This is a genomic window from Sphingomonas sp., from assembly GCF_017304615.1.
Taxonomy (GTDB): Bacteria; Pseudomonadota; Alphaproteobacteria; order Sphingomonadales; family Sphingomonadaceae; genus Sphingomonas.
Genome location: NZ_JAFKLZ010000001.1, coordinates 557,093 through 577,451 on the forward strand (window position 1 = coordinate 557,093; position 20,359 = coordinate 577,451).

A 20,359-nucleotide genomic window follows, 5' to 3' on the forward strand; every position below is an offset into this window, starting at 1 on the left:
GACCAATCAATCGTGACATCGCGGTTGATTGGTTCGTAATTGAAAGCTAGGGTTTGTCAGAGGATCTGAAAGAACCGTCATGGCAAGCAAATCCCTGGGGCCGCCGCTAACTGCCGATCTCGGCTCCGCCGTGGCCGTGAATGGGTCTATCTACCGCAGCCGTGCGATGTGGTTGCTGCTCGCGGTATCGACGATGAACTTTCTCGACCGCAAGGTGGCGAGCATCCTGGCTGAACCCATGAAGCTCGACCTGCACCTGACCGATACCCAGGTTGGGATGATGACGGGGCTGGCCTTCGCGACGTTCTACACCTTCGTCGGCATTCCGATTGCGCGCTATTCGGATCGGTTCGGGACCAGTCGCCCGCGGTTGATCGCTTGCGCGCTGATCTTTTGGTCGGTGATGACGGCGCTGTGCGGCATGGCGCAGAACTTCATCCATTTGATGCTGGCTCGGATCGGCGTCGGTGCGGGGGAGGCGGGATGCACACCGCCATCGCACTCTCTGATCAGCGATCTCATACCGCCCGAAAAGCGCACCTCGGCGCTGGCCTTTTACGGGCTGGGCCTGCCGATCGGCACGATGCTGGGCATGAGCATGGGCGGGGTGTTCGCCGACCTGTTCGGTTGGCGCATGGCGTTTTTCCTCTGTGCGATTCCCGGCATCCTGATCGGCATCGCGACCTGGATCATAGTGCCCGAGCCGCGAAGGGCGATGTTCGCGCGCAACGCGGGGGCCGTTCCGACCGACCAGGCGGTAGTCCCGCTGCGGTCGGTGCTGGTCGAAGTGCTGAAATCGCGCGCCTTCGTCTTCCTGACCATCGCCATGTCGATCGGATCGTTCCTCAGTTACGGCAAGGGTGTGTGGCAGGCGGTGTTCCTGATCCGCGTACATGGCGCCAGCCCGGGTGCCGCGGGGCTCGCGCTGGGGCTGGTCGCGGGGCTGGGTTCGGCCGCCGGGGCCTGGTTCGGCGGCTGGATGGCGACCCGATATGGCGTGCGCGATCGCGCTTATATCCTGACGGTAGTGTGGGTCGGCCAGTTGGTGGCGATGCCGCTTTCGGTTCTTGCCTACACGGTCGACAACTGGCAGCTGGCGGCGGCGCTCATGCTGGCGCCGGCGATCGTCAGCGGTGTGTCCTATGGCCCGGTCTTCACCTGCCTGCAGGGTCTGGTCCGCCCCGCCTCGCGCGGGGCCGCGGTAGCGATGTTCCTGTTGGTGCAGAATTTGGTCGGGCTGGGGCTGGGGCCGATGATCTTCGGCATGCTGTCCGATTTCTTCCGATCCTGGGCGGGCATCGAAAGCGTCCGTTATGTGCTCTATCTGTCGGTCTTGCTCGCTCCGATCCCCGCTTTCTGTTTCTGGGCGGCGGGACGTTATCTCGAAAGGGAGATGCTCCGGTGAGTATCGAGATGCCAGTGCAGCCGCCGTTGAGTGTGGTCGTACGCTGTTCCCCTGCGGCGCGCGCTGCCACCGTGCTGGGCGATAGCTGGATCCAGCTGATCCTGCGCGAGATGATGACGGGGCCGCAGCGCTTTTCCGACCTGGCGGCCAATCTTGGCATTTCGCGCGCGGTGCTGATCGAGCGGCTGCGGCGGATGAGCGATGCCGGCCTGGTCGAACAGGAACCAGCCCAGCCGAATGGCGTTCGCCGCACCTACATCTGCACCGCCAAAGGCGCCGACACGATCGGCATCATGTTGATGCAGGACGCCTGGGAGCGGCTGTACGGCGCTGAAGACCGTGTGTTGGCGTTGTGCGATCGCGACAGCGGCTATCCGGTGCAGCCGGTGTTGCTTGCCACGCCGGGGGGGAGTGCGATCGAGGCGCGGCGGATCGGCTATGTCTTCGACGGCGAGTGCGCCGATGTCGAACACGCGTCTAACGCCCGGCGACGTGGGGAAAGCGGGCAGCAGGTGGCCGAACTCGGCGCGATCTCGGTGCTCGGCGACCCCTGGTCTTGGCGCATTCTGATCGCCGCAATGCTCGGCGTCCGGCGGTTCGACGAGTTCACCGACGTGCTAGGTATCGCCAGCAACGTATTGACCGACCGGTTGAGCCGACTGGTCGAGGCCAATCTGATGTTGCGGGAGCGGTATCGCCGGGTGCCCGAACGGTATGAATACCGCATGGCGGTCGCCGGGCGCGCGCTGCATCCTCTGTTCTGCGCGATGTACGGCTGGGGAGAGCGCTGGCTGTATGACGGCGAGCCGCTGCCGATGCGGTTGTTCGATCGCATTACCGGCGCGCGCGTATCGCCTGTTGTGTGCGACGCCGCGTCTGGTCAGCCGATCGACATACGGCGGCTGCGTCGTGCGCGCGTCTCGATCGCCGCCTGAATTTCCTGGGGTCGAAAGGTATTCCGATGAGAGCGTGGTTGAGTGACACCCCGGGCGGACCGGAAACTCTGACCTTGTCCGAGCGCAATGTGGCTCCTCCTGCAGCGGGAGAGGTACAGATCGATGTTCATGCGTGCGGCATCAATTTTCCCGACTCGCTGATCATCCGCGACCTCTATCAATATAAACCGCCGCGGCCGTTCGCCCCGGGTGGCGAGGTTGCGGGAATCGTCAGTGCGGTCGGGGATAACGTCGCGGGGTTCGCCCCGGGTGACCGCGTGCTGGCACGCACCGGCTGGGGCGGCCTGTCCGAAACGGTGTCGATCGACCAAGCGCGGGTCGCGCCGTTGCCCGAGGGGATGAGCTTCGCCGAAGGTTCGGCCTATCTATTCACTTACGAGACGTCCTATCATGCGCTGAAGCAGCGCGCGGCCTGCCGCCCCGGCGATGCGGTACTCGTACTTGGGGCCGCCGGTGGGACTGGTGTGTCGGCAATCGAAATCGCAAAAGTGATGGGTGCGCGCGTCGTGGCGGCGGTGTCGAGCGAGGACAAAGCCGCGTTCGTCAAAACCTGCGGTGCGGATGACGTGATCGTCTATCCGCGCGGACCCTTGTCCAAGGAACAGATGCTGGCGCTAGGCGCGGAGTTCAAGGCGGCAGGTGGCGCGCATGGCTTCGACATTGTCTATGACCCCGTAGGCGGCGATTATGCCGAACCCGCGTTCCGCGCGATGGCGTGGGGCGGGCGCTATCTGGTGGTGGGGTTCACCGCCGGTATTCCGCGACTGCCGTTCAACCTGCCCTTGCTGAAGGGGGCGGGGATCATCGGCGTGTTCAACGGTGGCTTCTCGCAGAATGAGCCGGAGGAATCGGCGCGCAACACCGCCGAGTTGATGGACCTCTACGTCACCGGGAAGTTGCGGCCGACCATTTCGTCGGTCGTGCCCTTCACTGACGCGCCGTCGGCGATCACAGCGATCGCCGACCGCCAGGCGCTGGGCAAGATCGTGGTGGCGGTTCGATGAGCGCGGCAAGCAGCGAGGCCGGTGGCTGGCAGGACGCCTGGGCCTATCCCAATATGTGGGAAGCGATATGCGCCGTTCAGCCCGATGTGCCGATCATCATCCAGGATGGCCGCACGTTGACCTATGGCCAGTTCGACGCCGCCGCCGATGCGCTGGCGCAGCATATGCGGGACGCGGGGCTTCAGCACCAGAGCAAGGTAGCAATCTACACGCCCAATCGCGCCGAATATCTCGTTGCCTTCTATGCCGCGTTCAAAGCGGGACTAACGCCGTCGAACGTCAATTATCGCTATGCCGCGAACGAGGTCGTCCAGCTGCTCGACAACGGCGATGCCGAAGCGGTGGTGTTCGACGCGGCCTATCTGCCCATCGTGCTGGAGGCGCGTCCGCGCGCGCTGGCGGTCAGGACTTGGGTCGCGATCGCGGGTGATGGCGGTTCGTTGCCGGAGTGGATCGCGGATTACGCCGAGATTACCGCGCAAGCCCCGGCGCGGCGGCCGGTGGTCGCGTCCTGGGGACGGTCGGCCGACGATATAATGTTGTTGTTCACCGGCGGCACGACCGGCGCGCCAAAGGGCGTGATGTGGCGGCAAGGCGATATGATCGGCCGGTTCGGCTATGGCGCCAACCCGGCGCTGGGCCTGGGGCCGCTAGCGCGTCCGGCGGATGCGGGTGCGCGGGTTGCCGAACACCCATCGAGTTTCCGCTCGCTCGTCGCCTGTCCGCTGATGCACGGAACCGGGCTGATTTCGTCTCTGTCGGTGATCGGGATGGGCGGCACGATCGTGCTGCTGCCGCCGGGGTCATTCGATGCGGAGTTGCTGTGGGATACGGTGGAGCGCGAGCGCGCCAACCGCGTGACGATCGTGGGGCAGGCCTTCGCCCAGCCGATGCTTGCCGCGCTCGATGCGCATCCGGGGCGGTGGGATCTCGGTTCGCTGACGCTGATCGGATCGTCGGGCACGATGTGGAGCCGCGAGAACAAGCAGGGGTTGTTGCGCCATTTGCCGGACATCCAATTGTCCGACAGCTTCTCCTCATCCGAAGCGTTCGGAATGGCGCAGTCGATCACGACGCGCGACGGGGAAAGCGCGACCGGTAGCTTCTCGCTGACACCCACCTGTGCGGTGTTTACGGAAGACGGCCGCCGCGTCGCACCCGGTTCAGACGAACGAGGGCGGATCGCGATCGGCGGGCACATTCCCCTGGGTTATTACAAGGATCCGGCCAAGTCGGCGGAAACCTTCCCGATCTATGAAGGCGCGCGCTGGTCGGTGCCGGGCGACTGGGCAACGGTCAGCGCCGATGGCGACATCGTCGTGCTCGGCCGCGGGTCGCAATGCATCAATACCGGCGGCGAGAAGGTCTTCCCCGAAGAAGTCGAGGAAGCGCTCAAGACACACGCGGCGGTGATCGATGCCGCCGTTACCGGCGTGCCTGATCCACGCTTCGGCGAGCGGATCGTCGCCTTGGTCCGGTTGGAAGACTCGGCCAGTGCGAGCGAGGACGATCTGCGTGAGCACGTCCGGACCGCGCTCGCGACATACAAGGCGCCGCGCCATGTATTTGCCGTGACGGCGATCGATCGCCTGGCGAACGGCAAGCTCAACTATCCAGCAGTCAAGGCGGTCGCACAGTCGCGTCTTGCCGATCAGGGAGTGCAACTTTCGTGACGATCCGCAACAAGGCGTTCATTGTCGGCGCTTGGGAACATCCGACCCGGCTGGCGCCGGATACCAGCATCTTTCAGCTCCACGCAGAATGTGCCGCCGGCGCGTTGGCTGATGCCGGACTCAGCCTGTCCGACGTGGATGGCTATTTCTGCGCGGGCGATGCCCCGGGCAACGGCGGCATGTCGATGATCGACTATCTGGGGCTGCAGGTCCGGCACACCGATTCGACTGAGACCGGCGGTTCCTCCTATCTGATCCACGTCAGCCATGCTGCGCAGGCGATCGCCGCGGGAAAGTGCTCGGTCGCGCTGATCACGCTCGCCGGCCGTCCGCGGTCCGAAAACTTCATGGCGTTCCGGTCGGGCGGGCCCGAAGACGCCTTCGAGCGCTGGGTCGGAGCCACCACGCAGAATGGCTATGGCATGTGCGCCATGCGCCATATGCACGAATTCGGCACGACGTCGGAGCAGCTGGCCTGGATCAAGGTCGCGGCGTCGCACCACGCCCAGCACAATCCGAACGCGTTGCTCCAGGACGTCGTTTCCGTCGAGAACGTGTTGGCATCGCCGGTCATTTCCGATCCGCTCCACCGGCTCGATTGCTGCGTGGTAACTGACGGCGGCGGGGCGCTGGTGGTGGTATCGCCGGAGATTGCCCGATCGCTGAACCGACCGCTCGTGGCGGTTCGGGGTGCGGCGGAGGCGGTGAAGGGGCCGCGCGGCGGGCGTCATCTCGATCTTACTACGTCCGCCGCTGCGCGATCCGGACCGCTGGCCTTCGAGGAAGCGGGTATCAAGCCGGCGGACATCAAATATGTCTCGCTGTACGACAGCTTCACGATCACGGTCCTGATGCAGCTCGAGGATCTGGGTTTCTGCGCCAAGGGCGAAGGGGGGCGGTTCGTTGCCGACGGCAACCTGATTTCCGGATCGGGAAAGCTGCCGTTCAACACCGATGGCGGCGGCCTGTGCAACAATCACCCGACTCATCGCGGCGGCATCACCAAGGTGATCGAGGCGGTGCGCCAGTTGCGCGGCGAAGCGCATCCGGCCGTGCAGGTAACAAACTGCGACCTCGCCTTGGCAAACGGCATCGGCGGCATGCTGGCGACCCGCCACGCCGCCGCCACCCTTATCATGGAGCGAATCGATGGCTGAAAATTCCCGTAAGATCGCATCGCCGTCGGTTGGACCCGAAACGGAGAAATTTTGGGCGGCGCTGATGGATGGCATCTTGCTGCTGAAACGCTGCCGCCGGTGTGATGAGGTCCATTATTTTCCGCGCGGACGCTGCCCCTTTTGCCTTTCGGACGAAACGGTGTGGGAGGAGTCGAGTGGCAAGGGCGTCGTTTACAGCGTCTCGATCATGCGGCGCGGGGCAGGCGCACCGTACGCTTTGGCCTATGTGACGCTCGATGAGGGCGTTTCGATGCTGACCAACATTGTGGACTACGGTTCGAATGAGCCCGCGATCGGGCAACCTGTGCGGCTTGCGCCAATTGCCAGTGAAAATGGGCAACTCGTCCCGGCTTTCACACCGGGCTAAACGATCTGTCGGCTCAGACCGAATTCGTGCGGCCGGGTTTCTCCGCATTAATTTGAAAACCGCGGCCTCTCCCGGAGCGGTGCCTAGGCCGCCGGTACCAGCTTGTGCCGGCGGCAATTTTTGTCGTGTGAATAGCCAGCGCTGAGACTGGCGTTTTCCATTGGCGGCCGCCTAATGGCTGCCCTTTGAGCCGGGCTATGACGCCGTCAAGCTTAAGAACACGCTCCAGGAGAAACGGATAAAGCTTTGAATTAAAAATCGAAAGCTTTACAACCCTTCAATACGACAAGCGCCGCCGTCGTCGTCGCGACTGTCATTTTCTGGCTATTACCTCCGAGCCCCGACCTAACTTCCCCGCAAGGCGCAGCAAAGGGCGGGGGCGATCATCGGAACGTGATTGCAAACGCCCGTTCGCCTGCCATTGCCGCTGTTAGGGCGGTTCCAAGGCTTGCCCAAAAGCCGCCATTCGGCAACCGTCGCATTTGTGGAGGCGTTATGGATGTGAACCGCAGAACGTTGCTGGGGATGGGTGTGGCCACGCTGGCGGTCTTGCCCAGATCGCTAAGCGCGGCGACACTGAATGTGCCGAGCGTGGCCTCGCTGGAGCTAACCGTCATCGTCGACAATTTCGCAAACGTGTTTGCGGCGGACTTCGAACGGCCTGACATTTCCGTTTCCAGCCCGGACCCCGCTCCGGATTATCACCGAACCTATGCCGCCGAATGGGGCTATTCGCTGCATGCTCGAAGCGCTTCGCCTACCGATGCCGCCTCAAAGTCGGTGCTCATCGATTTCGGTTACACGTCGCAAGCGCTGCTCAACAATCTTGCGCTGACAGGGATCGATCCCGCGACCGTCCAGGCGATGGTCCTAAGCCATGGTCATTACGATCATTTCGGTGGATTGGATGGCCTGCTCGCTACCGGCGAAATCCGCCCTGGCACGCCGCTCTACGTGGGCGGTGAAGAGGCGTTCTGCAGCCGAGTCCGCGGGATCAAGCCCGGCGCATCGTCGTTCGGGGCGATTGATCGCGCTGCGCTGACAAAAGCGGGGATCGAGCTGATCGTGTCGGGAGAGCCTCACATGATCGCCGGGCAAGCTTTCACGACGGGAGAAATCCCTTTCGTGACTAGCGAACGGCCTCGGGTGCCCACCGCCATGTTACCCGGCCAGAACTGCAATCGAGCCCTGCTGGACCCGAGCAAGCGCGACGTGGACTTCGTGGTGGACGACGCGGTGCATGAACTTGGAACCGCGTACAATGTGGCGGGGCACGGCCTGGTGGTCATCGGGTCGTGCAGTCATCGCGGAATTATCAACACCGTGCGCCGGGCTCAGGCCGTCTCAGGCATCGACCGGGTACACGCGATCGTTGGCGGGTTCCATCTCGTTCCGCCGCAGACGAAGGCGCAAGCGCTCGAGACGGTCGCGATGATGCAGGCGATCAATCCCGACTACATCATCCCCGGTCACTGCTCCGGCGACGTGTTCATTGCTGCCGCTTCACAAGCGATGCCGGACAAGGTCATCCGTTCAGTCGTTGGCGCCCGCTATCGGTTCGGGCGGCGAAGCTGACGGCCGCAAAGCACTGTAATCCTGGTCGTTCTCGAGCAGTGAATTAATTGACCCGCTTAGCGTCAGGCCGGGCGACTGCGTACATCTCCCACGCAATGTCCTTTAGCAGCGCATCTCTGTCGTCGCCCCTGACATAGAGATCGAAGTGGGTTTTGCCCGGCAGATAACGAAAGTCCGTTCTGGCCCCGACATTGCGCATGACGGCCTCAAGCCTATGGGCCGGTCCATCGAGATAGAAGGTATCCGCCGTTCCAACGGTAAGGTGGATTTTGCCGTCGAGATCCGGTTTCAGCGTGGGCCAGTCGCGGCGGATGATATTCGCGATGTCGTAATTGTCCCGCCAATAGGCCGCGACCGACGAGTCGATCCGTCCAGTTGCCCGATCGAACAACGGCACCGGGCGGCCGTCGCGGCCCCGCGGGCTGAATACCCATTCGAATGAGGTAATCTGGCCGCCATAGGCGCCCATCACGGCTTCGCTGCGCGCGAAGTCGACCATGTTGGCGATGACCTTGCCGTTTTCGCGGATCAACGGACGGGGCTTGCCGGCGGCGTCGGTGTAGAAGTTGGCGTTGGGTGCGTAGATGTCGATATTGGTGAAATCGTGAAAGTCGCTCGGATCGGGCGAAGTCGGCCAGCTTCCGCCGAAAACCTTGGGATAGCGAACCTGCAGCCACAGCGTGGACCAGCCGCCCGAACTGTGGCCGGTTAGGAAGCGGCCCGATGGACGCGCATCCATTGTGTATTCGCGTTCAAGTGCGGGAATAAGCTCGCTGGTCAGCGCTGTGCCCCAGGGACCGTTGTTCGCGGAGTCGGCAAATTCGTGCGTGCCAGTGCCGACCGAGTGATCGAGATAGACCCAGATCATTGGCGGCGCCTTGCCATCGGCCATCAGCCGAATCATGTTCGCCGCGCTGCGCTTGGCCGATCCCAGGGTGCTGCCGAAGCCGCCATCAGAATAGACTGTCGGGAAAGGCGTCTTGCCGTCGTATCCGGGCGGCAGCGCGAGCCAGCCTCGGATCGACGTCGGCGTTCCCCGAAACGCCGTCAGCAGCGTGCTCTGGAAATCGACCGGGCGAACTTTGGCGTAATAGGGTGCGAGATCGGCGCGGGGTGCCGATTCGGTTGCCGGCAATTCACTGTTCAACGTCAGCGTCGGGATCGGCCCCGGCAGCGTTACCGTCTCGACGCTCGAAATCAGATCACCGGGGCCACGACCGTTATAAGCATAGTCGTGATTGCGATCGAGAACTGCCTGGAGGCGATATTTGCCACGCGGCAGCGTCGATAATGGTCGCGGAAATGCATCCGTCTCTGCGTCGACGACGGCGGCGACGGTCGGGCGCAAGTCGATGACCTCGCGCGCAGTGATCGTCGCGGTGGTTGGTGCGAACGCATTGAAATCGACAGAGGCTGACGGCTTGGCGCCGGGATCGACTCGTTCGACGAAGACGATCAGCCGGCCCGACTGATGATCACCGACCGACGCCGCGATCGTTACGGGAATGGAGAGCGGCTCAGGCGGTGAGGCTGCGGCGCCGAGCAACAGCGCGCTTGTAAGCAATACGAGCGATTTAATCATCCCCACCCCCTAAGCGTTGAAGCTCGATCATCAATCATTTGCTCCGCGACAACAACCAATTCCGGCGAGCGCAAAATTGGAGTGCGAAATACGGACGATCAACAAGCTGTTGCGTGATGTGGGGCGGGCAGAAGATGTCGCCTGCTGTGCATGTGGGTGCGGATAGGGGCGGACATCCCTCGCGCGTATTGCTCTGGGCGGCGGCTGCCGCCAAAGTTCGAATTCGGGCGATGGATGGTCAAATGAGAAGCGATGCAACCGACTGGCGAGCTATTGTTCTGCTCGGCTTCTGAGCCCGCTCGACGGCCTAGGCGATCTGTGTCCGCGCGCCGGTTCGTGGTTCATGTCGCCTTGGCTGCGTTCTGCCTGGTAACGGGGTGTGGTCGGGGGGATCGGGAAGCCGCGAAAGCGCCTGCCGTCGAGGCGCGCAGGGCTTGCGCAGACCTTGCTTCGGCGCCGATGGTGAAAATAGCGGGCGGCAGTTTCGTCATGGGGGCCGATCCGCATTATCCCGAAGAGGGGCCGCCGCGTCGGGTGACGGTGAAGGCCTTCTGGATCGACGCGCATGAACTGACGAATACCGAGTTCGCCCGGTTCGTGAAGGCGACAGGCTATCGAACCGTTGCCGAGCGGGCACCGCCGCCGTTGCCCGAAGCGCCGCCCGATATGCGGATGCCGGGTTCAGCGGTCTTTGCCCCACCGGACGGCGACGATCCGCGCTGGTGGCGTTGGGTGGTGGGAGCGCAGTGGCGCCATCCGCGAGGACCGGCCGAGAGCATCGCGGGCCGCGACCGCGAGCCGGTCGTGCAAATCGCCTATGCCGACGCAGAGGCCTATGCGCGCTGGGCGGGGAAACGGCTGCCCACCGAAGCCGAGTGGGAATATGCCGCGCTGGCGGGGGCGAAAGCCTTGCCCGAGCCCGTCGATGCAAAGGGGGTTCCCCAAGCCAATTACTATCAAGGCGTGTTCCCCGAGCGCGACCTCGGCCTCGACGGTTATCAAGGACGCGCGCCCGTCGGCTGTTTCAAGCCCAACGCCTGGGGCCTCTACGACATGATCGGCAATGTCTGGGAATGGACCAGCACGCCCGCGAGCGCGAAGGCCGACACCGGCGTGATCAAGGGCGGATCGTATCTTTGCGCGGCGAACTACTGCGCGCGCTATCGTCCCGCGGCGCGCCAGTTCGAGGAGCGCGGTCTGGGGACCGATCATATCGGCGTGCGCTTGGTCAGCGATCGGCCGATCCCACCGCGTTGACCGCTCTCCGATATTTTGGCACGGATAGTGCCATAATATCGGAGAGGTCGAGATGAAGGTCCTGCGAACGCCCGGCGAACGGTTTGCGAATCTGGCCGATTATCCGTTCGCGCCGCATTATCTGACCGTCACCGACGCCGACGGAACCGACCTCAGGATTCATTATGTCGACGAGGGGCTACGTGACGCCGCCCCCGTCCTGCTCCTTCACGGCGAACCGAGCTGGTCGTACCTTTATCGCAAGTTCGTGCCCTGGCTGGTCGAACGCGGGCATCGCGTCGTTGCGCCGGATCTCCCGGGGTTCGGCAAGTCCGACAAACCCGCCGAGCGGACCGACTATACGTATGAGCGTTATGTCGCCTGGATGAGCGATTGGCTCACCGCGGTCGACCTTCGCGACGTCACTCTGTTCTGCCAGGACTGGGGCGGGCTGATCGGCCTGCGGCTGGTGGCGGCGTTCCCGGACCGGTTCGCCGGGCTGGTCGTGTCGAATACGGGGCTGCCAACGGGATCGGGTGCGTCGGATGGCTTCGCGGCATGGCTCGCATTCAGCCAGAACGTCCCGATGTTCCCTGTCGGTGCGATCGTCAACGGCGGGACGACGCGCGAGCTGAGCGCGGCGGAGATCGCCGCCTATGATGCGCCGTTCCCCGACGAGAGCTACAAGGCCGGCGCGCGCCAATTTCCGGCGCTGGTACCGGTCACGCCGGACCATGCTTCGGTCGCGGAGAACAAGGCCGCGTGGCAAGTGCTCGAACGGTTTACCGGTCCCGTCCTCACCGCGTTCGGCGACAAGGATGCGGTGACCAAGGGCGGCGAACGCGCTTTCATCGAACGCATTCCGGGAGCCAAGGGCCAGCCGCATACGATCATCGAAGGCGGAGGCCACTTCATCCAGGAGGATGCGACCGAGCAATTGTGCGCGCTGATCGACGCATTGGCTCGTAGCCACAGAGGAGCAGCGAAATGAACTACACCAATGCAGTATTCCCCCCGCCCGAACAGGCCGCAGCGTTCTTCGGCGCCACCGACGACGGCCCGTTCGTCATGATCAACCTGCTGAAGTTCAAGGATCGCGCCGAATATGCCGACGGCAGCGACGCCGAACTGTCCGGCCGCGAAGCCTATGCGCGCTACGGCGCCGGGGTGCGCGCGTGCCTCGAAGCGGTCGGTGGCAAGGCGCTCTATGCGGGCGCGATCACCGAAGCGATGATCGGTGAAGTCGAGGAACTGTGGGACATGGTTGCGCTGGCGCAATATCCGTCGCGCGCCGCGATGATGGCGATGATCCAGCTGCCCGACTATCAGGCGATCGAGAAGCACCGGATCGCTGGCCTCGCGGGCCAGCTCAACCTCCGCATCAAGCCGCTATCCGCCCAGGACTAACCGATCGGCAAGCGCCGGAATTCGAATCCGCGCGACCCCGCGGGCATGCTGAACATCATGCCGTCCTCGCCGACCACGATCGGCCCGTCATAGAGGCGCCGCGCGTCGCCGAGCCAGGCAGGGTACATCATCCGCGACGGCGTTTGCGGGATGATGTGCGTGAAGACGACGAACCGCACCCCGGCCGCCTGTGCCTCGCGCGCGACCAGTTCGGGCGAGGCGTGATAGCCCAGAATGTCGCGCGTGATCTGCGCGATATTGGCGTTGCCGCGCTTCGTCAGCGCCGCAGTCATCAGCCCCACCAGCTTGGGTTGCAGGCCCTCATGAAGCAGCATGTCGGCGCCGCGCGAGGCCTCCGCCAGGGAGGAACTTTCGGCGGTGTCGCCGCTGATCACGACCGAGCGGCCTTTATAGTCGAACCGATAGCCGACCGCCGGATCGACCGGCCCGTGATTCACGCGGAAGGCGGTGACCGTCAGCCCGTCGCCTGAGAAAACCGTAACGCGCGCGTTCGATCCGCGCGGCGGAAGGGCGAAGGGTTTCGCGACCCCGCCGGCACCCGAGGACGGTGCGATCTTCTGGCCGTGATGCGCTGTGCGATAGCCCGAATCGAGTGCATAGCCGGCGTCGAATCCGGCGACGACGCGCTCCACGCCAGGCGGGCCGTAGATCGGCAACGGACTGGTCGCGCCGTTCCCCGTCCAGCGCAGCAGCATCATCGGCCCCAATCCGTCGATATGATCGGAATGGAAATGGGTCAGGAAGACCGCTTCGATCCGTCCGTTGGGAATGCCCATCAGCGAGATGTTGCGCGCGCCGCCTTCGCCCGAATCGACGACGAAGATGTGCTTGCCGGCAATGACCACCGTACATGCCGCCGCCCGGCTCGGGTCGGGTAACGGCGAGCCGGTGCCGCACAAGGCGACGTGAAGCCCGTCGGGCAAATCGGCGATCCGGTCGACACCCGCTCGCTGCGCGAATGCGGTACCGAGCACAGCCGCGCCGATCGGCCCCTGAAAGGCGGCGAACCCCACGATCGCCGCAATCGCCACGACAGCCGATACGATCATCTTGCTTGGCATGTGCACCCCTCCGCCGCTTTTTCCGCAGGATGCCGATTATTTTGGCATTATCAATGCCAATAGATTGCGCGTTGCATTTGCGACGCTAGACTGGCGGCAAAATAGGGAGGGGCGGATGCGGAAAGTGGCGCGCGCGCTGGTCGGACTTGTCGGCGCATTCAACGTGTTGCTGGGGTTGGGCTTTCTGATCGATCCGGCGCAGGCCGGGTTGCGGTTCTTTCTGCTTTCACTTGGGACGCAGGGCCTCGCGACGATGCGGGCGGACTTCACGGCCTTTTTCGTGACTGGCGGCGTCTTTGCGGTAGTCGCGGCGTGGCGCGCTTGGCGGACGCCGTTGCTCGTGCCTGTCAGCCTGCTTGGCATCGCTATCTCTGGCCGCGCGATCAGCCTGATCGCCGACGGCGCACCAGGCACCGCATTCCCGCCGATGGTGGTGGAGGCCCTGATGATCCTGATCCTGGCGATCGGTTGGCGCCATTTCGATGCGGAGGCGGCACGATGAAGCGCTGGATGAAGTGGACTCTCGGGACGATCGGCGGACTGGCCATCGCCGGCTATCTGTCGAAAGACTATGTTTTCCTGCATCTGCCCGGCTGGATTGCGCCGCATGTGTACAACAACCGGCCTGTCAAATGGCAGCCGGGGCCGGCGACCGCCGCGCTGCCCGCCGACCGGCGTCCGCCCAACATCGTTCTGATCGTCGCCGACGACCTTGGCTATAACGACATCAGCTTCAACGGCGGCGGCGTTGCGGGCGGATTGCTCAAGACCCCCAACATCGACGCGCTGGGCCGCCAAGGTGTGACCTTCGCCGACGGCTATGCGGGGAACGCGACATGCGCGCCCAGCCGCGCCGCGTTGATGACCGGCCGCTACCCGACCCGGTTTGGCTACGAATTCACGCCGGCCGAAGTCCATCCGCCCAAATGGTTCCCGTCTGGACTGATCCGCACCGACGTCTCCTTCTCGCGCACCATCGCGAACTTCCCGACGCAGTGGGAGCATAAGACGATCTTCGACGAAGATGCCGCGCGGGCGCCCGCGACGACCGCCGACAAGGGGGTGCCCGGCAGCGAGATCACGATCGCCGAACTGCTAAAGGGCCGGGGCTATCACACGATCCACCTCGGTAAATGGCATCTGGGCGAAGGCAAGGGCATGCGGCCGGAGGCGCAAGGCTTCGACGAAAGCCTTGGCTTCATGATCGGCGGGCAGATGTATCTGCCGGAAAGCAGTCCCGACGTCGAAAACTCGAAGCAGGATTTCGATCCGATCGACAAGTTCCTGTGGGCGAACCTGCCGTTCAGCGTCCAGTATAACGGCGGCGACCGGTTCAAGCCTGCGCGCTACATGACCGACTATCTGACGGACGAGGCGATCGACGCGATCAAGGTCAACCGCAACCGCCCGTTCTTCATGTACCTCGCCTATAATGCGCCCCATACGCCGCTGCAGGCGCTCAAGGCCGATTACGACGCGCTGCCGCAGATCGCCGATCACCGCACGCGGGTCTATGCCGCGATGATCCGCGCGCTCGACCGCGGCGTGGGACGGGTCATGGCTGAGCTGAAGGCGCAGGGCCTCGACCAGAACACGCTGGTGATCTTCACCAGCGACAATGGCGGGGCGCACTATATCGGATTGCCCGACATCAACCGGCCCTATCGCGGGTGGAAGGCGACGTTCTTCGAAGGCGGGGTCAAGGTTCCCTTCTTCATGCGCTGGCCGGCGATGATCAAGCCGGGCACGCAGATCGCGGGGCCAGTCAGCCATTTCGACATCTTCGCCACCGCGAGCGACGTGGCGGGCGCGACACTGCCACGCGACCGTCCGATCGACGGCGTCGACTTGCTGCCGTTTATCGAGGGCAAGAAAACCGGGCTGCCGCACAATACCCTGTTCTGGCGTAGCGGCCCGTATCGCGTCGTCCGCGACGGCGACTGGAAGCTTCAGTTGCTCGATCTGCCGCGGGTCGCTTTGCTCTACGACATGAAGACCGATCCGACCGAGCGTCGCGATGTCGCGGCCCTGCACCCGGACGTGGTCGCGCGCTTGAAGGGGTTGATCGCACAGCACGATCGCGAGAGCGTCAAACCGGCCTGGCCGTCCCTCATCCGGTCGCCGATTGCGATCGATCGTCCGCTTGGTACCAAGCCCAAGGCAGGCGAAACCTACATCTATTGGTCGAACTGATGGCGAAAATGCAGGCTGCGGTGAAGGACGGACGGCGGCGCCGGACATTGGATAGCCGCCAGCGGATCGTTACGGCGATGATCGAACTTGTCGGCGAAGGCCATATCACGCCGAGCGCCGAAGATGTCGCGGTGCGCGCGGCGGTGGGTCTGCGGACGGTGTTCCGGCACTTCCGCGACATGGAAAGCCTGTACGCGGCGCTGACATCCTCGTTGGTCGAGCAATACGAGATGTGGCTGATCCCGTTCGAATCGCTCGATCCGCTGGATCAGTTGAAAGAGATGATCGAACGCCGGACCGCGACGTTCGAGCGGATGTTACCGTTCAAGCGGGCCGGCGATGCGCATCGTCATATGTCGCCTGCGATCCAGGCCGAACATGTGCGCGTTACGATGCTGCTGCGGCGGCGACTGGCGTCGCTGCTACCGCGAAAGGTCGCGGAGGATCCTGCGCGCTTCGAACTCATCGATCTGATGCTGAGTCTCGATGTCTGGCAGCGATTACGAGACGATCAGTGCCTCCCGGCCGAGGTCGCGCGCGCATTGGTCAGCGAGGAGGTCTTGCGGCTGGCGGGAGACTAGGGGCGCTGTCCGCCCGCTGAGGTGATTGTTAGCGACGCCGAACGTAGCGTCGATCGCGAGCTAACCCGCTATCCTCAAGATTGGCCGGCTTCGAGGATAGGGGAGGTTCGCTATAACCTGACGGCACCGCTGAAGAGTTTTGCGTCCCGAGGGCTGCTGCTTCCGCTCTGCAGCGTCATCCAATCTTGGGATAGGTCACCTATTGCGATGTGCGTTCGAGTAGCCCAGAGCGTCGCGAATGGGGGAAGAGACCGAGCGCGATGCGCTTCAAGCGTTGCGATACTCTCCCCCGCAGGTCTCGCTGACCAACTACATCACATTGCTGTTCGCATGGACGGAGTTGAAGCTCGGCTACGACGGCTGGATGCCAGCCGTCGACGCGCAAGTCGTGATCAGAATTGCTGGGGATGCCCAGCTTCAGACGCTCGATGGCAAAACCATCGAACTGCCACCCTTCGCACTCGTCGGGCCCTTGTCGACGACGGTCAGGATGGTCGCCAGCCCGGGCTATCGGGCCATTGGCGCGGGACTGACGCCGGGCGGGCTACGTACCTTATTTCGCGTCCCGGCATCGGAACTTGTCGATCGCGCGATCGACCTTGGCGGCTTTTTCGGCCTCGCCGGTCTGGACCAGGTGGTGCAGCAGGCGGGCGACCTGAGGGCCCCGCATCACGGTTGGAAAGTAATCGAAGATTTGCTGTTCGATCGTCTGTGGCAGGTGTCGCCCGTCAACGATGAGCGCGTCCTGGCCGTGGATCGATGGTTGCGAAGTTCGCTGAACCCAAGCGTCGATCGTCTTGCGGAAATATTGGATTTATCTCCCCGCCAGACAGCGCGATTCACGGCGACCAGCCACGGCTTGTCCCCCAAATTGCTGGCCATCCGGAGGCGCGCTCAATCTGCCGCCGAACATTTTGCGCTTGCCGCTCCAGACGAACGGGATCTTGCCTATCTAGGATACAGCGACCAATCGCACATGATCCGCGACTTTCGCCGCTTTATCGGCACGACGCCTGCGCGATTTATCAATGCCGAAGATGTGGCACGCCATGCGTTTGCGGGGCCGAAAACGGTGGGGGCGACCTTGATCTAAAGGCTGGGAGAGCGGACCGTCCGGCAGGAAGCCGTCAGTTGACGAAATATCGAGTCGCTTCCGCCAGAATACCAGTTCTCATGGCGTCAGACCTCGCCAATAATAGACCATCGCGCGCACGGATTGCCCAAGCCACGTCAGGAAGCGCTCATCCTCTTCCCGCGTACCGCTGTCGATCCAGCGCACATAGGCGTCGAGCATGAACGCTGCGATGGACGCGTCGAGCACCCCGATCTTGCCGGCGACGCTATCGCTCGGTCCCAGAATCTCGACTTGGCGATCCTCGATCCGCGCGATCAGTGCCGCCGTTAGTCGTTCGAAATGTCTCCCGAATACCGGGTCGTGCGAAGCATGGCGTATGAGGAGGCGCATCGCCGACCCGCGCGTGCGTGCTACCTTGAGCGTCAACCGCATCCGGTCCGCCCACCACATCGTCGGTTCGGCCGCATCGGCGTCCAGGATGCCGTCGACCACATCGTCGAGCACCGCGTGCACGAGCGCATCCTTCGACTTGAAGTAACGATACAACACGATCTTCGACACGCCGGCGCCTTCGGCGACTTGATCCATCGTGGCCTGGCGTAGGCCACGGGCGTCCATAACGTCGGCCGCGGCAAGCAACAGGTGCTCGCGCCGCCGCTCGCGATGGGCGTCCATCATCTCGGAATAGCTCGGCTCCATACCCGTTGGTCGCCCAAGTCGGCGGCGAATGCAAATCCAACGAACCGGAAAGGTGCATGTGTTTACTTATCGGAAACTGCATGTTACTGGCGAGTAACAGAGGGGCGCTCGATGTCGGCGCCCCCAGCACCGATGGGAGGGGACGATATGGGTCTGGAACGACGCGGCGTGACGCGAATTGGTGTGCTGGCGGGCATGCTGTTGTCATCACCCGTGTTGGCGCAGGAGCGGCCAAAACCGGCCGCCGATCCGGTAGCGACCGGCCCATCCGAAGACATTCTGGTTCAGGCCCGCCGGCGTTCTGAATCGATCGAGGATGTGCCAGCGTCTGTCAGCGTGCTCGACAGCTCCGATATGGAACGTCTCGCCGTGCGCGACGTGGTCGATTATACGCGACTGACGCCGGGCGCGATCCTGATCGGCTCCGGTCCCAAATATCTCAACGACATCGCGTTGCGCGGTCAGGGCGGCGGGCGGCTCGGCTTTTCCGAATCCTCGACCGGCATCTATCGCGACGGCATTTACGTGGCGGGCGGCGGTTTCGGCGGGCGCAGCTACAGCCAGATCGACTTTTACGACATCGACCGGGTGGAGGTGTATCGCGGGCCGCAGGGGGCTTTGTATGGCCGCAATGCGGTGGGTGGCGCGGTCAACGTCATCAGTCGTCAGCCACAGGCAGACACCGAATTTCGCGCGAAATTGGGCTACGATTCGGTCGACAAGCTCGATACCCAGCTGACCGTCAATGTGCCGCTGTCCGATACGGTCGCGATCCGCGCAGGCGGCTTCTATTCGAAGCAGACGGGGGGATTCTATACTGACCAGGTCACCGGGCGGGTGATCGACAACACGCTCGACTGGGGCGTTCGTGGCGCGATCGGTACCGGGATCGGCACCGATACGAGCGCCCGGCTGACGATCGAATATTCGCGGTCGGAAGCGCCCGGCTTCACGTCGCTGGGGCGTAACCGCACGCTCGATCCCGATATTTTCGTGCGCACCGGACTCGATTCGATCGATCGTGTCACGATCGACCAGGCTCAGGCGATCGGCGAATTCCGCCACGATTTCGGCTCGTCGGAACTGACCATCCTGGCCGATTACAAGGGCCGCAAGGGCGATCGCAGCCCGGCCGATTTCGACCATTATCTGGGCATCCGGTTGCCGAACGTCCTGTTGCTCGACGCGCAGGGTGAGAAGTTCGAGCGCTACGGCACCGAGGCGCGGTGGGGATCGAAGGGTGACGGCCCGCTCACGTGGTTGGGCGGTGCCGATTTCCTGACCTATGTGTCACGCATCTATTCGAACCGCACGGGCACCGTAACCGGGACCGGCGCCACCGTGACATCGCTGCGGCGGCAATTACGGCTACAGCAATCGACCGAAAACGTGTCGTCCTATTCCGCTTATGGTCAGGTCGGATTCAAGCTGACGCCGACGCTGACGGCGTCGCTGGAATCGCGCTTTCAGGTCGACAGCAAGCAGTTCGCGTTCCAGCAGATCGACCTGGACGCGACCACCAACGATACGATTCCCCTGACGCGGTTTTCCCGAAACTGGAGCCGTTTCCTGCCGACCGGGTCGCTGACCTGGAAAGCGAGCGATCGCCTGACGCTCTATGGCCGGGTGGCTACCGGCTATCGCGCCGGTGGCTTCAATCAGGCGCCGGCAATCGGCTTCTTCGATCGCGTGCCATACGACCCCGAAGACGTCACCTCCGGCGAAGTCGGCGCCAAGGGAAGCTTCCGGATCGGCGCCGCCCGCTTCCGCTCGCAGCTCGCGCTTTACATGAGCTGGACGCGCAACGTGCAGCAGACGACGACGCTGTCCACTACCAACCCGGCCTTCACGCTGGAGAATGTTGGCGGCAACCGCATTTACGGCGCCGAGTTCGAACTGTCGGGTACCGTGCCGCTGGCCGGCGGCCGGCTGTCGGGGAGCGCCAACGTTTCGGGCAGCCGTGGGACCTGGAGCGATGGATCGTCGATCCTGTCCAACGGTGCCGTGCTCGATCTGTCGGGCAAGCAGACGCCGCGTACGCGCGATTACATTTTCAACGTCAACGGGATGTACGACCACCCGCTGGTGCGCGGTATCGACCTGATGCTGACTGCAAGCTACCAGACCGCCGCAGGCGGCTGGGACGATGCGACGCTGACGCGCAAGAGCCAGAACTACTCGATCCTGGATCTGTCGGCGGGTGTGCGCGGGCGCAACTGGAAGCTGCTCGGATCGGTCAAGAACGTGACCAACGACCTCTATTACATCGTGTCGGTCGGCGGGAACGATTACTACAACACGCCGCGCACCTACAGCGCGACGCTGTCCCTCGAATGGTAAGGAAGC

18 protein-coding genes are annotated in these 20,359 nt (G+C 63.6%); 15 read left to right on the forward strand and 3 right to left on the reverse strand.

The window, feature by feature from the left end; genetic code table 11:
• The first annotated feature begins 79 nt into the window (after positions 1–79).
• The 7 genes from J0J06_RS02760 to J0J06_RS02790 all read left to right on the forward strand — a co-directional run bounded on the left by J0J06_RS02760 (position 80) and on the right by J0J06_RS02790 (position 8,158).
• The gene (locus J0J06_RS02760) at positions 80–1,405 is read left to right on the forward strand and encodes an MFS transporter (RefSeq protein WP_294039820.1); all 1,326 of its coding nucleotides are present in this window, start codon (positions 80–82) and stop codon (positions 1,403–1,405) included.
• Positions 1,402–2,340 (forward strand): helix-turn-helix domain-containing protein, encoded by a 939-nt coding sequence (locus tag J0J06_RS02765; protein ID WP_294039821.1) that lies wholly within the window; start codon positions 1,402–1,404, stop codon positions 2,338–2,340. The genes J0J06_RS02760 and J0J06_RS02765 overlap by 4 nt, the downstream gene beginning before the upstream one ends.
• A gap of 38 nt (positions 2,341–2,378) precedes the next feature.
• Complete coding sequence (locus J0J06_RS02770; RefSeq protein ID WP_366931191.1) at positions 2,379–3,365, forward strand: NADPH:quinone oxidoreductase family protein; 987 nt, start codon at positions 2,379–2,381, stop codon at positions 3,363–3,365.
• Complete coding sequence (locus J0J06_RS02775; protein WP_294039823.1) at positions 3,362–5,038, forward strand: AMP-binding protein; 1,677 nt, start codon at positions 3,362–3,364, stop codon at positions 5,036–5,038. Before J0J06_RS02770 ends, J0J06_RS02775 begins: the two co-directional genes overlap by 4 nt.
• Complete coding sequence (locus J0J06_RS02780; protein WP_294039824.1) at positions 5,035–6,195, forward strand: thiolase domain-containing protein; 1,161 nt, start codon at positions 5,035–5,037, stop codon at positions 6,193–6,195. Before J0J06_RS02775 ends, J0J06_RS02780 begins: the two co-directional genes overlap by 4 nt.
• The gene (locus J0J06_RS02785; protein WP_294039825.1) at positions 6,188–6,583 is read left to right on the forward strand and encodes an OB-fold domain-containing protein; all 396 of its coding nucleotides are present in this window, start codon (positions 6,188–6,190) and stop codon (positions 6,581–6,583) included. Before J0J06_RS02780 ends, J0J06_RS02785 begins: the two co-directional genes overlap by 8 nt.
• A gap of 495 nt (positions 6,584–7,078) precedes the next feature.
• The gene (locus J0J06_RS02790; protein WP_294039826.1) at positions 7,079–8,158 is read left to right on the forward strand and encodes an MBL fold metallo-hydrolase; all 1,080 of its coding nucleotides are present in this window, start codon (positions 7,079–7,081) and stop codon (positions 8,156–8,158) included.
• A 43-nt stretch (positions 8,159–8,201) separates the two neighbouring features.
• On the opposite strand, the gene J0J06_RS02795 is transcribed toward J0J06_RS02790, so the two are convergent.
• Complete coding sequence (locus J0J06_RS02795; RefSeq protein WP_294039827.1) at positions 8,202–9,740, reverse strand: alpha/beta hydrolase-fold protein; 1,539 nt, start codon at positions 9,738–9,740, stop codon at positions 8,202–8,204.
• 459 nt (positions 9,741–10,199) lie between these two features.
• Between J0J06_RS02795 and J0J06_RS02800 the strand changes: the two genes are divergently transcribed.
• From J0J06_RS02800 to J0J06_RS02810, 3 genes are read left to right on the forward strand one after another with little or no spacing between them, the layout of a single operon-like run.
• A complete protein-coding gene (locus J0J06_RS02800; protein WP_294039828.1) occupies positions 10,200–10,997 on the forward strand; it encodes a formylglycine-generating enzyme family protein in 798 nt (265 codons plus the stop codon).
• A 52-nt stretch (positions 10,998–11,049) separates the two neighbouring features.
• Positions 11,050–11,967 carry a haloalkane dehalogenase gene (locus tag J0J06_RS02805; RefSeq protein ID WP_294039829.1) on the forward strand — a complete coding sequence of 306 codons (918 nt, stop codon included), beginning with the start codon at positions 11,050–11,052 and terminating at the stop codon, positions 11,965–11,967.
• The gene (locus J0J06_RS02810) at positions 11,964–12,383 is read left to right on the forward strand and encodes a DUF1330 domain-containing protein (RefSeq protein ID WP_294039830.1); all 420 of its coding nucleotides are present in this window, start codon (positions 11,964–11,966) and stop codon (positions 12,381–12,383) included. Before J0J06_RS02805 ends, J0J06_RS02810 begins: the two co-directional genes overlap by 4 nt.
• Here J0J06_RS02810 and J0J06_RS02815 read toward each other — a convergent pair.
• Entirely contained in the window at positions 12,380–13,465 is a 1,086-nt protein-coding gene (locus tag J0J06_RS02815) for an MBL fold metallo-hydrolase (protein ID WP_294039831.1), read from the reverse strand. The two genes, J0J06_RS02810 and J0J06_RS02815, sit on opposite strands and share 4 nt — an antisense overlap.
• Positions 13,466–13,580: 115 nt before the next feature.
• On the opposite strand from J0J06_RS02815, the gene J0J06_RS02820 reads away from it, so the two are divergent.
• The 4 genes from J0J06_RS02820 (at position 13,581) to J0J06_RS02835 (ending at position 17,332) form a co-directional block, all read left to right on the forward strand.
• Positions 13,581–13,967, forward strand: a complete 387-nt coding sequence (locus J0J06_RS02820) for a hypothetical protein (RefSeq protein WP_294039832.1) — start codon at positions 13,581–13,583, stop codon at positions 13,965–13,967.
• Positions 13,964–15,658, forward strand: coding sequence for a sulfatase-like hydrolase/transferase (locus tag J0J06_RS02825; RefSeq protein ID WP_294039833.1), 1,695 nt, complete (start codon positions 13,964–13,966; stop codon positions 15,656–15,658). Before J0J06_RS02820 ends, J0J06_RS02825 begins: the two co-directional genes overlap by 4 nt.
• Entirely contained in the window at positions 15,658–16,239 is a 582-nt protein-coding gene (locus J0J06_RS02830; RefSeq protein WP_294039834.1) for a hypothetical protein, read from the forward strand. Before J0J06_RS02825 ends, J0J06_RS02830 begins: the two co-directional genes overlap by 1 nt.
• Before the next feature lie 238 nt (positions 16,240–16,477).
• Positions 16,478–17,332, forward strand: coding sequence for an AraC family transcriptional regulator (locus J0J06_RS02835; protein ID WP_294039835.1), 855 nt, complete (start codon positions 16,478–16,480; stop codon positions 17,330–17,332).
• 78 nt (positions 17,333–17,410) lie between these two features.
• On the opposite strand, the gene J0J06_RS02840 is transcribed toward J0J06_RS02835, so the two are convergent.
• A complete protein-coding gene (locus tag J0J06_RS02840; protein ID WP_294039836.1) occupies positions 17,411–17,992 on the reverse strand; it encodes a TetR/AcrR family transcriptional regulator in 582 nt (193 codons plus the stop codon).
• Between the two features lie 168 nt (positions 17,993–18,160).
• Here J0J06_RS02840 and J0J06_RS02845 point away from each other — a divergent pair, with 168 nt between their 5' ends.
• A complete protein-coding gene (locus tag J0J06_RS02845) occupies positions 18,161–20,353 on the forward strand; it encodes a TonB-dependent receptor (RefSeq protein WP_294039837.1) in 2,193 nt (730 codons plus the stop codon).
• Positions 20,354–20,359 lie beyond the last annotated feature (6 nt).

What these genes read in the sequence shown, in the direction of transcription:
- J0J06_RS02760 (WP_294039820.1), top strand. Translation starts at nt 80, where the DNA reads ATGGCAAGCAAATCCCTGGGGCCGCCGCTAACTGCCGATCTCGGCTCC.
- J0J06_RS02775 (WP_294039823.1), top strand. Translation starts at nt 3,362, where the DNA reads ATGAGCGCGGCAAGCAGCGAGGCCGGTGGCTGGCAGGACGCCTGGGCC.
- J0J06_RS02785 (WP_294039825.1), top strand. Translation starts at nt 6,188, where the DNA reads ATGGCTGAAAATTCCCGTAAGATCGCATCGCCGTCGGTTGGACCCGAA.
- J0J06_RS02790 (WP_294039826.1), top strand. Translation starts at nt 7,079, where the DNA reads ATGGATGTGAACCGCAGAACGTTGCTGGGGATGGGTGTGGCCACGCTG.
- J0J06_RS02795 (WP_294039827.1), bottom strand. Translation starts at nt 9,740, where the DNA reads ATGATTAAATCGCTCGTATTGCTTACAAGCGCGCTGTTGCTCGGCGCC.
- J0J06_RS02800 (WP_294039828.1), top strand. Translation starts at nt 10,200, where the DNA reads ATGGTGAAAATAGCGGGCGGCAGTTTCGTCATGGGGGCCGATCCGCAT.
- J0J06_RS02805 (WP_294039829.1), top strand. Translation starts at nt 11,050, where the DNA reads ATGAAGGTCCTGCGAACGCCCGGCGAACGGTTTGCGAATCTGGCCGAT.
- J0J06_RS02810 (WP_294039830.1), top strand. Translation starts at nt 11,964, where the DNA reads ATGAACTACACCAATGCAGTATTCCCCCCGCCCGAACAGGCCGCAGCG.
- J0J06_RS02815 (WP_294039831.1), bottom strand. Translation starts at nt 13,465, where the DNA reads ATGCCAAGCAAGATGATCGTATCGGCTGTCGTGGCGATTGCGGCGATC.
- J0J06_RS02820 (WP_294039832.1), top strand. Translation starts at nt 13,581, where the DNA reads ATGCGGAAAGTGGCGCGCGCGCTGGTCGGACTTGTCGGCGCATTCAAC.
- J0J06_RS02825 (WP_294039833.1), top strand. Translation starts at nt 13,964, where the DNA reads ATGAAGCGCTGGATGAAGTGGACTCTCGGGACGATCGGCGGACTGGCC.
- J0J06_RS02830 (WP_294039834.1), top strand. Translation starts at nt 15,658, where the DNA reads ATGGCGAAAATGCAGGCTGCGGTGAAGGACGGACGGCGGCGCCGGACA.
- J0J06_RS02835 (WP_294039835.1), top strand. Translation starts at nt 16,478, where the DNA reads ATGGGGGAAGAGACCGAGCGCGATGCGCTTCAAGCGTTGCGATACTCT.
- J0J06_RS02840 (WP_294039836.1), bottom strand. Translation starts at nt 17,992, where the DNA reads ATGATGGACGCCCATCGCGAGCGGCGGCGCGAGCACCTGTTGCTTGCC.
- J0J06_RS02845 (WP_294039837.1), top strand. Translation starts at nt 18,161, where the DNA reads ATGGGTCTGGAACGACGCGGCGTGACGCGAATTGGTGTGCTGGCGGGC.